Genomic DNA, 12521 nt, shown 5'->3' on the forward strand with positions numbered 1-12521 from the left:
TAATTCCTTATCGATCGTTCTTTTGGGGCGGTTATTTACCAGCGGTCTGTTTTGCTAATTGCACCAGCAGACGTTCAACCGGCGCAGCCAGCCCGACGGATTGTGGTTGCGCTAAGTTATACCAGAGACCCGCACCTTCATCCATGCAACCTGCCGGAGAACGCAGATTTAACCACATCGGGACGATATCCAGATGGAAATGGCTGAAAGTGTGACGAAAGGCGGTCTGCTGCTGCAACGCATTTTGCGTAACACCGTATTTTTGCAGCCCCAGCGTGAGTTCGTCTTCGGTCGAATATTGCGGGAAGCAGAACAATCCGCCCCACAGGCCGACGGACGGACGCTGCTCCAGCCAGACTTTATCCTCCTGCTGGATCATCAGCATAAAGGCCGTTTTTTCCGGTAACGTCGTCTTGGGTTTTTTCCCCGGATATTTTGCCCAGCTGTGATGTGCATAGGCTTCACAGCCTGACTTCACCGGACATAGCTCGCATTTCGGCTTACTGCGGGTACACACCATCGCACCCAGATCCATCATTGCCTGATTAAACTGCGCGACCCCTTCGGCAGGTGTGACATCTTCACTGATTGTCCACAGTTTATTTTCGGTTTTCTTCTCGCCCGGCCAGCCGTCAACGGCGTAGCAGCGGGCCAGCACACGTTTCACATTGCCGTCCAAAATGGGGTAATGCTGATTCAGTGCCAGCGACAAAACGGCACCCGCTGTGGAACGGCCAATGCCGGGCAGCGCAAGAATTTCATCAAAGGTTGTTGGAAATACGCCGCTGTGCTGGCTGACGATAGTTTGCGCTGCTTTATGCAGGTTTCGTGCGCGGGCGTAGTAACCCAGCCCGGTCCACAGATGCAGTACTTCATCGAGTGGCGCGGCGGCGAGATCAGACACCGTCGGGAAACGTTCCATAAAGCGTTCAAAATACGGGATGACAGTCGCTACCTGCGTTTGCTGCAACATCACTTCAGAAAGCCAGACTTTATAGGGGGTTTTTGCGATTTGCCAGGGCAGCGTTTTGCGGCCATAGCGCTGATACCAGTCGAGCACCAGCGGCGAAAAACTTTTTGCTTCCATAAAACCAGGGGTTTCCATCATGGGTGAATTACAGTCCGGCAGGGTTAAAAGACGGGGCTGATCACATCACAGTTCCCGTCTGGCTGTAAACCGGAACTTTCCGCACTGTATTGACGGATTTCCTGCCGTCAAACCTTGCTAATCGGGAGTAAGTTTGGATAATGCGCCTTTCCTTATATTCAGTGACCAAAGCACAGGCATCCGCGCGCGGGTACCGCGTCTTGCCAATCGGAGTGGAAACACCATGAAAAACGACGTCATTTCACCGGAGTTCGACGAGAACGGTCGCGCGATGCGCCGTATCCGTAGTTTTGTCCGCCGTCAGGGCCGTCTGACCAAAGGTCAGCAATTCGCGCTGGACAATTTCTGGCCGGTGATGGGCGTGGAGTTTCAGGCAGAACCTCTGGCAATTGATGCCTTGTTTGGTCGCCCGGCACCGGTTGTGCTGGAAATCGGTTTCGGGATGGGCACCTCGCTGGTCACGATGGCGAAACAGAACCCGGACCAGAATTTCATCGGCATTGAAGTTCACTCGCCTGGCGTCGGTGCCTGTCTTGCGACCGCGCATGAAGAGGGTGTCAGTAACCTGCGCGTAATGTGTCACGATGCGGTCGAAGTGTTGGAAAAAATGATTCCGGATGGCTCGCTTGACATGGTGCAGCTATTCTTTCCTGACCCGTGGCACAAAGCGCGTCATAATAAGCGCCGTATCGTGCAGCCGGAGTTCGTTGAGAAGCTGCGCAAAAAATTGAAAGTGGGCGGTGTATTCCACATGGCAACCGACTGGGAGCCTTATGCGGAGCACATGCTTGACGTCATGACCAGTTTAGAAAACTGGGTGAACCTGTCGCAGGAGGGCAATTATGTCCCGCGTCCGGAATCCCGCCCGGTGACCAAGTTCGAAATGCGTGGCCAGCGTTTAGGCCACGGCGTATGGGATCTGATGTTTGAGAGGAAGCAATAATGGCTACAAATCGCAGTCGTCGTTTACGTAAGAAGTTACACATTGCCGAGTTCCAGGAACTGGGCTTCTCTGTAAAATGGCGTTTCCCGGAAGGTACCGCGGTAGAAACCATTGACGAATCACTGGATAAATTCATTGACGGTGTGATCGAGCCAAACAAGCTGGCCTTCGACGGCAGTGGCTATCTGCAATGGGAAGGTCTGGTTTGCCGTCAGGACATCGGCCATTGCACTGATGAACAACGTGCGCTGGTCAAAAAATGGTTAGAAGACCATAAAATGGAAGACGTGGAAGTTTCTGAGTTATTCGATATCTGGTGGGACTGATTCTGCCGTCATCCTTCGAATTGTCTCTGCGTTGACTGCCTTCACTTACCCCGGTCACTTACTTTTGTAAGCTCCCGGGGATAAGTTCAGTTGTCGCCTTGATACAACTCGAATGATTTAGGCAGATCCTGAGGATCTCTGAATCTCATAAAGGTGCCTTCCGGCACCTTTGTTACATCTGGAGGCAGGACGTTGGGTACCGAACTTGATAACAGTTTGCTGGAAGATATTCTTGCGCAGGTCAGGCCGCTGATAGGTCGGGGTAAAGTGGCCGGTTACATTCCTGCTCTGGCGGAAGTCAGCCCCGATCATTTAGGAATCGCCGTGTGTACCACGAAAGGGGAGATCTTTCGTGCCGGTGATGCCGATATTCGTTTCTCGATCCAGTCGATCTCAAAAGTTCTCAGCCTGACGCTGGCGCTGACCCGTTATCAGGAAAGCGAAATCTGGCAGCGTGTCGGCAAAGAGCCGTCCGGTCAGCCATTCAATTCTCTGGTACAGCTTGAGCTGGAACAGGGTAAACCGCGTAACCCGTTCATCAATCCGGGCGCACTGGTGGTCTGCGATATGCTGCAAACCCGGCTTTCGGCACCGAAGCAGAGAATGCTGGAAGTGGTGCGTCAGCTGGCCGGATCGGCAGATCTCAACTACGATCGGCACGTTGCGCGTTCCGAGTTTGAGCACTCCGACCGCAATGCGGCGATTGCGTATCTGATGAAGTCTTTCGGTAATTTCGACAACGACGTCATCACCGTTTTGCACACCTATTTTCACTACTGCGCATTGCGCATGAGCTGTGAAGAGCTGGCGCGCACCTTTGTGTATCTGGCCAATAAAGGGCATCCGCTGGGTAGCGAGACACCGCTCATTGATGCCCGTCAGGCACGGCAGATTAATGCGATGATGGTGACCAGCGGTATGTACGATGGTGCGGGTGAGTTCGCCTATCGCGTCGGGATGCCGGGCAAATCCGGTGTCGGCGGCGGTATTATTGCCGTGGTGCCGGGGGAGATGTGTATCGCGGTATGGTCGCCGGAACTTGACGCGGCAGGGAACTCTTTGGCAGGTATTGCTGCCTTAGAACTACTGGCGCAACGTATTGGCCGTTCAATTTTTTGAGTTTGCTGTCTTAAGGGAGAGTACATGTTAGTAAAAAGTGGAGTGGTAAAAACCGGACTTGCTGCGTTGCTGGCTCTCAGTGCGTGGAGCGCACAGGCGGACTATCAGTGTGCCGTACAGCCTAAAGATGATGTGATCATTAAGCCGCAGACCGTTCAGGTGGTCGGCAACAGCGGTGATTTGCTGATCACGCCAAATGGTAACGTGACCCTCAACGGTAAAGACATGACCCTGAGCGCCAGACAGCGTCAGGAAGCGATCGATTATCAGGCCGGTTTGCGCCGCGACCTGCCGTGGATTGATCAGGGTGCGACGGCGCATCTCGAAAAAGGCCGCGTGGCGGTAGATCGGGTGATCGTCGAGAAACTGGGCACCGACAGCAACGTGCGTAACCGTCTGGTCACGCTCGACAAGCAACTGAAGCAACAAATGAACCTGATCATTGAGCACCGCGCCGACGGTCTGACCTTCCACCATAAAGCGGTGGATCAGGTTAAGCAAAACGGTCAGAAGCTGATGGAACAAACCATGGGCGGCGTGATGCAGGACAGCATCAACGAAATGGGCCTCAAACAGGCTACCAGCGGTGGGAATCCGTTGCAGGCGATGATGGGTAATCTTGGCGGGCTGCAGCAAGCCATTCAGGAAGAGTGGAACAAGCAGGAAAAAGAGTTCAAAGCCTTTGGCGATGACGTCTGTAAGCGTGTGACGAATCTGGATACTCAGCACAAAGCCTTGCTGGCGGATTTGAAAAAGTAACCGGCTAAATGACAGACACAAAAAAACCGCGATTACGCGGTTTTTTTGTTGGAAAACGAACCGTCCTTTGTGAACTGCACCTTACTCCCCCAAAAACAGCTCCAGCAGTGAGTTGAGGAATAATTTTCCTTTGCCGGTGATCTGCCAGTGCGTGGCGGTTTCCACCAGATATTCTTTGGTGATCGCTTCGTCAAGCTGTGCGCGTATCACCGACTCATCCAGCCCGGTATACAGACCAAACTCTTCACGCGGCGCGCTTCCAGCAGGCGGAAGCGGTTCATGAAGAATTCAAACGGCAAATCTTCGGTTTCGACCGGATGTTGTTTGTCCATATAACGTCCCTGCATATAGCCGCGAGGATGTTTGGTTTTTACGGTACGCAGGATTTGCCCGTCGGGCTGCGTCAGTTTGCCATGCGCGCCACAACCGATGCCGAGATAATCCCCGAAGCGCCAGTAGTTCAGATTGTGCTGACACTGGTAGCCCGGTTTGGCATACGCCGAGGTTTCATACTGCTGATAACCGGCGGCAGTCAGCAACTGATCGCCTTGCTCGAAAATATCCCACAGTGCATCGTCATCCGGCAGGGTCGGCGGACGCGAGGCGTACATTGTGTTCGGCTCAATAGTCAGCTGATACCACGACAAATGCGGCGGGTTGAGTGCAATAGCCTGACGCAAATCGTCCAGCGCTTCTTCCAGCGTCTGATCCGGCAAGCCGTGCATCAGATCCAGATTGAAGCTGCGCAGGTTCAGGCCGGTCGCCAGATGCGCCGCGCGTGTGGCTTCGTCAGGGCCATGAATACGCCCCAGACGCTCCAGTTTCTGCGCATCGAAACTTTGCACGCCAATGGAGATACGGTTCACACCGGCGCGCTGATAGCCGCTGAAGCGGTCTGCTTCGACGGTACCCGGATTAGCTTCCATGGTGATTTCAGCATTAGCATCGAGCGGCAAACGCGCGCGCACGCCGTCGAGCAGATTCTGCATCGCTTCGCTGCTCAGCAGACTTGGGGTTCCGCCGCCGATAAAAATCGTCCCCACACTGCGTCCGCCCACCAGATGCAGGTCTGCATCCAGATCAGCCAGCAGATGCGCGACATAATCGTCATGCGGCACTTCACCCTTTAACGCGTGCGAGTTGAAATCGCAGTAAGGGCATTTTTGCACGCACCACGGAATATGGATGTAGAGACTCAGCGGCGGTAACTTACGCATTCTTCTGTACAGCCTCTTTCATCGCGGCAAGCAATAGTTTCAGTGCCTGTCCACGGTGCGAGACCGCACTTTTTTCTTCACGGGTCAGTTCTGCGGCGGTCTTGCCCAGCTCAGGAACATAAAAAATCGGGTCATAACCGAAGCCGCCTTCGCCTGCTTCGGCAAAGGTAATCTCACCAGCCCAACTGCCGTGACACACCAGCGGCGTCGGGTCTTCAGCGTGGCGCATATACACCAGCACACAATGGAACTGCGCATCGCGCTGACCCTGTGGCACGTCTTTCAGCGCCACCAGCAGTTTATCGAGGTTTTGCTGATCGCTGGCATCAACGCCTGCGTAGCGTGCGGAGTAAATCCCCGGCGCGCCGCCGAGAAAATCCACCGCCAGACCTGAATCATCAGCAATGGCTGGCAAACCGGTGACCGCTGCCGCATGGCGGGCCTTCAGGATGGCGTTCTCAATGAACGTCAGCCCGGTTTCTTCGGCAGATTCAACACCGAGTTCCGTTTGTGCGACCACGTCCAGCCCGAAACTGGCCAGAAGATGTGCGAGCTCACGCACTTTACCGGCGTTGCCGGTAGCTAATACGACTTTCTGCATGGGAGAGTCCTGACGTAAACGTTATTCTGCGAGCAGTACCGCGACCTCAGTCGGGATATTTTGCGGATGTGTAATGCGGACTTGTTTATGGCGGCCCAGTTCGCCCTTTTCAATGCTGACCTGACTTTTGGCGACTTTAAACTGTTTTGCGAGAAATTTCACCAGATGTGTGTTCGCCTGACCATCAACCGGCGGGGCGGTGATGGCGACTTTCAGTTCGTCGCCATGCAAACCCACCAGGCTGTCGCGGCTGGCTTTGGGCTGGATAACCAGCCGCAAAACCAGCGCATCAGATTGCCAGAACGCCGGGCTTAAAGCTGGAACCACAACGCACCCAGCAGATCCATCCCCAGATAATTCAGCATATAGAGGATAAGGATCACCACCATCGCCGAGAAATCGATGCCGCCCATCGCCGGAAGAATACGACGGATTGGCGCCATCAGCGGCTCAGTCAGTTGCATCAGCAGATAATCCATCGGCCCGCGGCCCTGGCTCACCCAGCTCATCAGCGAGCGGATAATCACCAGCCAGAACACCAGATAACCGGCGGCTTTAACCAGCCCTATCAGGCCAATCAGCAGGCTGCTCAGACCAAAGAAAATAGCGCCGCTTTGAATAAGCAACAGCAGCGGGAATTTGATGGTGCAAAGGATAAACGCCAGCAGCAAACTCGCGCTGTCAATCGGGCCCAGCGGCGGAATAATCCGGCGAAGTGGGCCGATAACAGGCTGAGTAATTTTCACCACGAACTGTGAAAACGGGTTATAAAAATCTGTACGTGCCCATTGCATCCAGATGCGCAGTAGCAGAACCATCACGTAGAGATCTATGAGGGTTTTAACCAGAAACGTCAGCGTTAACATAATTCTCCTATGCCCTTCATCCTTCGCGTGTCGTCTTGACGCAACACGAATGATTTTGGGCAGTGTTATTTTATTATTTGCTCTTATTAGAACAGTTTTTCCATTTCCTGCGCGCGGGTAATGGCGGCCTGCATGGCCTCGGAGACAATCTCCGGTAATTTACGGTCGGTGAAAACCTTCAGAGCTTCAAACGTCGTGCCGCCTTTGGACGTCACATTCTCACGAAGTTGTGACAATGGCGTGTCCGGACTGGCGGCGACTAAAGCACTGGCGCCGCTGGCGGCTTGCTCAACCAGCATCCGTGCGGTTTCAGCGCTGAAACCCAGCCGTTGCGCTTCAGCCTGCATTGCTTCCATAAACAGGAAGAAATACGCCGGGGCGCTGCCTGCGGCGGCAATTACGTGGTTGATACCTTCTTCGGTATCGACCCAGCAAATTTTCCCGACGGCGGTCATCAGTTCGCCGCTGTAATCACGGTCTGCCTGAGAAACCTGAGAAGGTGCGTACAGGCCACTCATGCCTTTCCCGACCAGAGATGGCGTGTTCGGCATGATACGCACGATGTTCAGATTATCGCCCAGCAACTCGCAGAAGCGCGCCACACTGACGCCTGCGGCAATCGACAGTACCAGCTTGTCGCTAAAATCCACGTCTTTTTGCAGTGCTTTACACACATCGGCCATCATTTGCGGTTTTACCGACAAAACAACGACATCCGCCTCCTTTGCACAGCCGCTGTTATCGCTGCTGCTTTGCACGCCATATTTATCAGCCAGCGCATCGCGATGCGTGGTGGAAGGGGCACAAACGCTGATGAGATTTGCCGGATAGCCGCTTTCGACCAGGCCGGAAATAATTGCGCCCGCCATATTACCGGCGCCGATAAAACTGATTTTGCGATGTTGCATTCATGCTCCTTGCTTTTAATGGGGGCTGAATTGAGCCTATCAAGAGTAAAGCAGTAAACCCAAAGATAAAGGTTACTGTTTTATGCTGTAATCACGGGCACCGAAAATGGCGGTCCCGATGCGAACCATCGTGCTGCCAGCCGCAATTGCCGCAGGCATATCATCGGTCATACCCATCGACAGCGTATCGGCCTGCGGACAAATATTTTGTAAATCTTTCAGCGCATCCCGCATCTTGCCGAAGACCTCAAGCTGTCGCGCGTGATCCGTTTCCACTGCCGGAATCGCCATCAGGCCGCGCAGTATCAGGCGGGGCATCGCCATAATCTGTCGGGCCAGTTCTGCGATATCGCCCACTGCAATGCCGGATTTACTGGCTTCATCGCTGATGTTGACCTGAATCAGCACCTGTAAAGGCGCTAAACCGGCCGGACGTTGTTCGTTCAGCCGCTGGGCGATTTTCAGGCGGTCGATGGTATGGCACCAGTCGAAATTCTCCGCCACCAGGCGGCTTTTATTCGACTGCAATGGCCCGATGAAATGCCAGGTCAGCGCAGGCTGATGTCCGGCAAAGTGGGCAATCTTATCCACGCCTTCCTGCACGTAGTTTTCGCCGAACGCTAACTGCCCGGCGGCAATCGCTTCTTCGACAGCGCTCGCAGGTTTTGTTTTGCTGACTGCAAGCAAGGTAATTTCTTCTGGAGACCTGCCGCAATGTTGTGCAGCGGCTGCGATTTTCTCGCGGACATTCTGTAAGTTCTGCTCAATAGCGTTTTGCTGACTAAGGCTCATAGGGACTCAGGAGGATTTCAACATGGATATTGATGGATTAGTGGGACGTAGTGTAAAGCAAAATGCCTCCGATCTGCACCTTTGTACCGGCTATCCGCCTGTGTTGCGCATTGACGGGGAATTATGTCGCTGTGAAGATCTGCCGGTGGTGGAGGCTTCGCAGATGCTGGGGCTGATCCATGCGTGGCTGGATGCCACTGAACAACATACTTTGCAGCTGGCCGGACAGGTGGATAAAGCGCTGACATTGGGGGATGGCGTGCGGATGCGGCTCAATATCTTTCAGCAACTGCACGGGTTGTCTGCGGCGCTGAGACCGGTGCCTGCCCGTTGTCCCGAGCTGGCTGCGTTGAGGGTGCCGGATATCTTGCAGCATGTCATTATGCAGGAAGACGGCCTGATTTTGGTCACCGGTGCGACGGGCAGCGGGAAATCCACCACGCTGGCGGCGCTGATTGATCATCTCAACCGCCATGCGAAGCGCCATATTATTACGCTGGAAGACCCCATTGAGCTTATCCATACTGGCAGGCACTGTCTGATTCAGCAGCGCGAACTCGGGCTGCATACGCGTTCATTTGGTGAAGCGGTGCGCGGTGCTCTGCGTGAAGATCCGGATGTATTGTTACTGGGCGAACTGCGTGACACTGACAGTATCCGGCTGGCGCTGACGGCGGCAGAAACCGGCCATCTGGTTCTCGCGACACTGCATACGCGCAACGCCACACAGGCCATTGACCGGCTGGTTGATGTGTTTCCGGCAGAAGAAAAAGCGTTTGTCCGCGCGCAACTGGCGGGTAGCCTGCGGGCCGTGATCGCGCAAAAACTGGCGGTGACTGAAGAAAAGGACGGTAGAAAAGCGGGAAGGGTAGCGCTTTTTGAAGTGCTGACTTCCACACCGGCGGTGTGCAATTTAATCCGTGAAGGGAAAACTCATCAGCTGGCGGATATCCTGCAAACCGGCGCGCAGGCCGGCATGCAGACGTTCGCACAAAGCCGTCAGCAGCGGCAACGTGCGGGATTACTGGCGGAAGATCAGGACTGACTCCACTGTTTCTCGAACCAGCTTTCCAGAATAATGACGGCGGAAGCGGCATCCACGCTGCCTTTATCCAGCGCACGGAAACCGCCGCGATCGAACAAATCAGCGCGGGCTTCTACGGTACTCAGGCGTTCGTCGTGCAGTTCAACCTGAACGCCAAAACGGCCATGCAGACGGTTGGCAAATTTGCGCGCACGGGCAGTCAGAGGTTGTTCTGTGCCGTCCATGTTCAGCGGCAAACCGACAACCACCAGATCCGGCAGCCATTCTTTCAGCAGTTTTTCAATTTTCTGCCAGTCCGGTGTGCCGTCCTGCGCTTTAAACGAGGTCAGCGGACGGGCGGTGCCGGTGACTTCCTGACCAATAGCCAGACCGATACTTTTGGTGCCGAAGTCGAAAGCAAAAACCGTGCGGTTTGCCATTATGCATGCCCCGCATGGGTGGCGAGCTGTCCGACGTCAACGCCGATCATTTTCGCTGCTTCGCGCCAGCGGTCAGCAATGGGGGTGCGGAACAAAATATCGCTGCTGGCTTCAATGGTCAGCCACGAGTTTTCCAGTAATTCTTTTTCAAGCTGGCCCTGTTCCCATGCGGCATAACCCAGTGCCACCAGCACATCTTTTGGCTGATCGGGCGTGCCCAGCGTTTCCAGCACGTCTTTCGAGGTGGTGATCATCGTGCAGTCAGAGATGCGGATGCTGGAGCCAAAACCTTCGCGCGGCGTATGCAAAATGAAACCGCGATCGTCTGCCAGCGGCCCCCCGGAAAAAACCGGGCGATCAAGACGAATACTCAGGTCACGGGGTTCGGGGGTGATGTCGAGTTTGTCGAGTACGCTTTCAATGGTGAAATCGTCGACCAGTTTGTTAATCACCAGCCCCATGGCGCCGTCTTCATTGTGTTCGCAGATGTACACGACCGAACGTTTGAACTGGGGTTCATCCAGGCCAGGCATCGCAATAAGAAAGTGATGTTGTAGATTCATGGTATGCAGGATGTTTAACCTCAGAATTGAAATCAGTGCAGGCAGGCCAGTTTATTACGTCAGGCTCGCCAAAAAAAGCGGGTTATCCAGCAATGCTGAACAACCCGTTTATCGATTTTAATCTGTGCTTATCGTGAAGCCAGACGTTTCTCGATGGCGTCCATCAGCATGCCGGTGATGGAAATCGGGAAGGCGGCTTCGATTTCACGTGCACAGGTCGGGCTGGTGACGTTAATTTCCGTCAGACGATCGCCGATAATATCCAGACCGACAAAAATCAGGCCTTTCTGCTTGAGGATTGGCGCAACGGTACGGGCAATTGCCCAGTCACTTTCGCTCAGCGGACGGGCTTCGCCACGGCCTCCGGCAGCCAGATTACCGCGGGTTTCACCCTGCGCCGGAATACGCGCCAGGCAGTAAGGCACCGGTTCGCCGTCGACCACCAGAACGCGTTTGTCACCGTCCTTGATGGCTGGCAGGTAGTTTTGTGCCATACAGAAACGGCTGCCGTGTTCGGTCAGTGTTTCGATAACGACGGAGACGTTGGCATCTTCAGGTTTCAGACGGAAAATGGAAGCGCCACCCATGCCATCGAGTGGCTTGAGGATCACGTCAGTGTGTTCTTTATGGAACGCTTTCAACTGCGCTGCATTGCGGGTAACCAGCGTATCTGGCGTCAGTTCAGGGAACCACGCGGTGAACAGCTTCTCGTTACAGTCGCGCAGGCTCTGCGGTTTATTGACGATCAGCGTGCCTTTTTCTTCGGCACGTTCGAGGATGTAAGTGGCATAAATGAATTCGGTATCGAACGGCGGATCCTTACGCATCAGGATCACGTCCAGTTCCTGCAGGGCGATATCCTGCTCTGTGCCAAACTCATACCAGCCATCGTAATCCTGCTTCACGCTGAGTTTTTTGGTGGTCGCACGGCCTTCGCCGCCGCGCAGATACAGGGAATTCATTTCCATGTAATGCAGTTCGTAACCACGACTCTGCGCTTCCAGCAACATAGCGAAACTGGTGTCTTTTTTAATGTTGATGGAAGAGATCGGATCCATCACGATGCCAAGCTTAATCATTTGGTTTCCTCTTAACCCAGATCGCCGAAACGAACCTGTAAGGCTGTAATCGCGGTGAGTGCTGTGGTTTCTGTACGCAGAACACGGGGTCCCAGCAGGATATCAGTAAATCCGTAGCCGGAGGTCATTGCAATTTCTTCAGCGGATAAACCGCCTTCCGGACCGATCAGCAGGCGGACATGGCTTACCGGCAGCGGCAGGGTGTTAATGCTGTGGCTGGCGCGCGGGTGCAGGTTCAGCTTCAGGCTGTCGTCCTGCTCGTTGCACCAGGCTTCGAGCTGCATCGCCGGACGAATGTCAGGGATACGGTTACGTCCGCACTGTTCGCAGGCGGCAATGGCGATTTTCTGCCACTGCTGCAATTTTTTCTCCAGACGTTCGCCGTCAAGTTTGACGCCACAGCGCTCGGAAAACAGCGGAGTAATCGTATTCACGCCCAGCTCAATAGATTTCTGAATGGTGAATTCCATCTTCTCGCCACGCGAGATCACCTGACCAAGATGCAGATTCAGCGGGGATTCATTATCCGCCAGCACCCCCTGATTCAGGCTGACACTCACACTTTTCTTATCAACCTGCGTGATGCTGGCTTCGAAGACCTGGTTGCTGCCGTCAAATAACTGAATCGCCTGACCCGGCTGCATACGCAGAACGCGCCCGACGTGATTGGCGGCATCTTCGCTCAGCGCAATCTCGCTGTGAGCGGTCAGGATTTCCGGATGATAAATGCGGGGTATGCGCATGTGTGACTGCTGTCCTTAAAGTGGTGAAGTGGG

Annotated in this window: 15 protein-coding genes and 1 pseudogene; 5 read left to right on the forward strand and 11 right to left on the reverse strand. The window is 54.3% G+C overall.

Annotation, left to right across the window (positions count from 1 at the left end; genetic code table 11):
* Positions 1–31 precede the first annotated feature (31 nt).
* Positions 32–1108 (reverse strand): A/G-specific adenine glycosylase, encoded by a 1077-nt coding sequence (gene mutY, locus UC14_RS02285; RefSeq protein ID WP_112197166.1) that lies wholly within the window; start codon positions 1106–1108, stop codon positions 32–34.
* A gap of 223 nt (positions 1109–1331) precedes the next feature.
* On the opposite strand from mutY, the gene trmB reads away from it, so the two are divergent.
* From trmB to UC14_RS02305, 4 genes are all read left to right on the forward strand, one after another.
* Positions 1332–2051, forward strand: a complete 720-nt coding sequence (gene trmB, locus UC14_RS02290; RefSeq protein WP_013576839.1) for a tRNA (guanosine(46)-N7)-methyltransferase TrmB — start codon at positions 1332–1334, stop codon at positions 2049–2051.
* Positions 2051–2377 (forward strand): YggL family protein, encoded by a 327-nt coding sequence (locus UC14_RS02295; RefSeq protein WP_013576838.1) that lies wholly within the window; start codon positions 2051–2053, stop codon positions 2375–2377. Before trmB ends, UC14_RS02295 begins: the two co-directional genes overlap by 1 nt.
* A gap of 192 nt (positions 2378–2569) precedes the next feature.
* Positions 2570–3496 carry a glutaminase B gene (glsB, locus tag UC14_RS02300; protein WP_013576837.1) on the forward strand — a complete coding sequence of 309 codons (927 nt, stop codon included), beginning with the start codon at positions 2570–2572 and terminating at the stop codon, positions 3494–3496.
* A gap of 24 nt (positions 3497–3520) precedes the next feature.
* Entirely contained in the window at positions 3521–4255 is a 735-nt protein-coding gene (locus UC14_RS02305) for a DUF2884 domain-containing protein (protein WP_013576836.1), read from the forward strand.
* Positions 4256–4336: 81 nt separating this feature from the next.
* Here UC14_RS02305 and hemW read toward each other — a convergent pair.
* The 6 genes and pseudogenes from hemW to UC14_RS02335 form a co-directional block, all read right to left on the reverse strand.
* Positions 4337–5472: pseudogene (gene hemW, locus UC14_RS02310) on the reverse strand (radical SAM family heme chaperone HemW).
* The gene (locus tag UC14_RS02315) at positions 5465–6073 is read right to left on the reverse strand and encodes an XTP/dITP diphosphatase (protein WP_112150890.1); all 609 of its coding nucleotides are present in this window, start codon (positions 6071–6073) and stop codon (positions 5465–5467) included. Before UC14_RS02315 ends, hemW begins: the two are co-directional and overlap by 8 nt.
* A 21-nt stretch (positions 6074–6094) precedes the next feature.
* Positions 6095–6400 carry a DUF167 family protein YggU gene (gene yggU / locus UC14_RS02320; protein ID WP_013576833.1) on the reverse strand — a complete coding sequence of 102 codons (306 nt, stop codon included), beginning with the start codon at positions 6398–6400 and terminating at the stop codon, positions 6095–6097.
* Positions 6385–6939 carry a YggT family protein gene (locus UC14_RS02325; protein ID WP_112150889.1) on the reverse strand — a complete coding sequence of 185 codons (555 nt, stop codon included), beginning with the start codon at positions 6937–6939 and terminating at the stop codon, positions 6385–6387. Before UC14_RS02325 ends, yggU begins: the two co-directional genes overlap by 16 nt.
* 86 nt (positions 6940–7025) lie before the next feature.
* Positions 7026–7847 carry a pyrroline-5-carboxylate reductase gene (proC, locus tag UC14_RS02330; RefSeq protein ID WP_013576831.1) on the reverse strand — a complete coding sequence of 274 codons (822 nt, stop codon included), beginning with the start codon at positions 7845–7847 and terminating at the stop codon, positions 7026–7028.
* 72 nt (positions 7848–7919) lie between these two features.
* Positions 7920–8639 carry a YggS family pyridoxal phosphate-dependent enzyme gene (locus tag UC14_RS02335; protein ID WP_013576830.1) on the reverse strand — a complete coding sequence of 240 codons (720 nt, stop codon included), beginning with the start codon at positions 8637–8639 and terminating at the stop codon, positions 7920–7922.
* A gap of 22 nt (positions 8640–8661) precedes the next feature.
* On the opposite strand from UC14_RS02335, the gene UC14_RS02340 reads away from it, so the two are divergent.
* The gene (locus UC14_RS02340) at positions 8662–9684 is read left to right on the forward strand and encodes a type IV pilus twitching motility protein PilT (protein ID WP_013576829.1); all 1023 of its coding nucleotides are present in this window, start codon (positions 8662–8664) and stop codon (positions 9682–9684) included.
* Here the strand turns inward: UC14_RS02340 and ruvX are convergent.
* From ruvX to rsmE, 4 genes are all read right to left on the reverse strand, one after another.
* Positions 9675–10103 (reverse strand): Holliday junction resolvase RuvX, encoded by a 429-nt coding sequence (gene ruvX, locus UC14_RS02345; RefSeq protein ID WP_013576828.1) that lies wholly within the window; start codon positions 10101–10103, stop codon positions 9675–9677. The two genes, UC14_RS02340 and ruvX, sit on opposite strands and share 10 nt — an antisense overlap.
* Entirely contained in the window at positions 10103–10666 is a 564-nt protein-coding gene (locus tag UC14_RS02350; RefSeq protein WP_013576827.1) for a YqgE/AlgH family protein, read from the reverse strand. The genes ruvX and UC14_RS02350 overlap by 1 nt, the downstream gene beginning before the upstream one ends.
* A 128-nt stretch (positions 10667–10794) precedes the next feature.
* On the reverse strand, positions 10795–11745 hold the full coding sequence (gene gshB, locus UC14_RS02355; RefSeq protein WP_013576826.1) for a glutathione synthase: 951 nt from the start codon (positions 11743–11745) through the stop codon (positions 10795–10797).
* An 11-nt stretch (positions 11746–11756) separates the two neighbouring features.
* Entirely contained in the window at positions 11757–12488 is a 732-nt protein-coding gene (gene rsmE / locus UC14_RS02360; protein ID WP_112197167.1) for a 16S rRNA (uracil(1498)-N(3))-methyltransferase, read from the reverse strand.
* Positions 12489–12521: the final 33 nt, after the last annotated feature.

This window comes from Rahnella sp. NRRL B-41462, assembly GCF_003263525.1.
Lineage (GTDB): Bacteria > Pseudomonadota > Gammaproteobacteria > Enterobacterales > Enterobacteriaceae > Rahnella > Rahnella aceris.

Coding starts and splice junctions, on each gene's coding strand:
- mutY (WP_112197166.1), bottom strand. CDS start 1,108: ATGATGGAAACCCCTGGTTTTATGGAAGCAAAAAGTTTTTCGCCGCTG.
- trmB (WP_013576839.1), top strand. CDS start 1,332: ATGAAAAACGACGTCATTTCACCGGAGTTCGACGAGAACGGTCGCGCG.
- UC14_RS02295 (WP_013576838.1), top strand. CDS start 2,051: ATGGCTACAAATCGCAGTCGTCGTTTACGTAAGAAGTTACACATTGCC.
- UC14_RS02305 (WP_013576836.1), top strand. CDS start 3,521: ATGTTAGTAAAAAGTGGAGTGGTAAAAACCGGACTTGCTGCGTTGCTG.
- UC14_RS02315 (WP_112150890.1), bottom strand. CDS start 6,073: ATGCAGAAAGTCGTATTAGCTACCGGCAACGCCGGTAAAGTGCGTGAG.
- UC14_RS02325 (WP_112150889.1), bottom strand. CDS start 6,939: ATGTTAACGCTGACGTTTCTGGTTAAAACCCTCATAGATCTCTACGTG.
- proC (WP_013576831.1), bottom strand. CDS start 7,847: ATGCAACATCGCAAAATCAGTTTTATCGGCGCCGGTAATATGGCGGGC.
- UC14_RS02335 (WP_013576830.1), bottom strand. CDS start 8,639: ATGAGCCTTAGTCAGCAAAACGCTATTGAGCAGAACTTACAGAATGTC.
- UC14_RS02340 (WP_013576829.1), top strand. CDS start 8,662: ATGGATATTGATGGATTAGTGGGACGTAGTGTAAAGCAAAATGCCTCC.
- ruvX (WP_013576828.1), bottom strand. CDS start 10,103: ATGGCAAACCGCACGGTTTTTGCTTTCGACTTCGGCACCAAAAGTATC.
- UC14_RS02350 (WP_013576827.1), bottom strand. CDS start 10,666: ATGAATCTACAACATCACTTTCTTATTGCGATGCCTGGCCTGGATGAA.
- gshB (WP_013576826.1), bottom strand. CDS start 11,745: ATGATTAAGCTTGGCATCGTGATGGATCCGATCTCTTCCATCAACATT.
- rsmE (WP_112197167.1), bottom strand. CDS start 12,488: ATGCGCATACCCCGCATTTATCATCCGGAAATCCTGACCGCTCACAGC.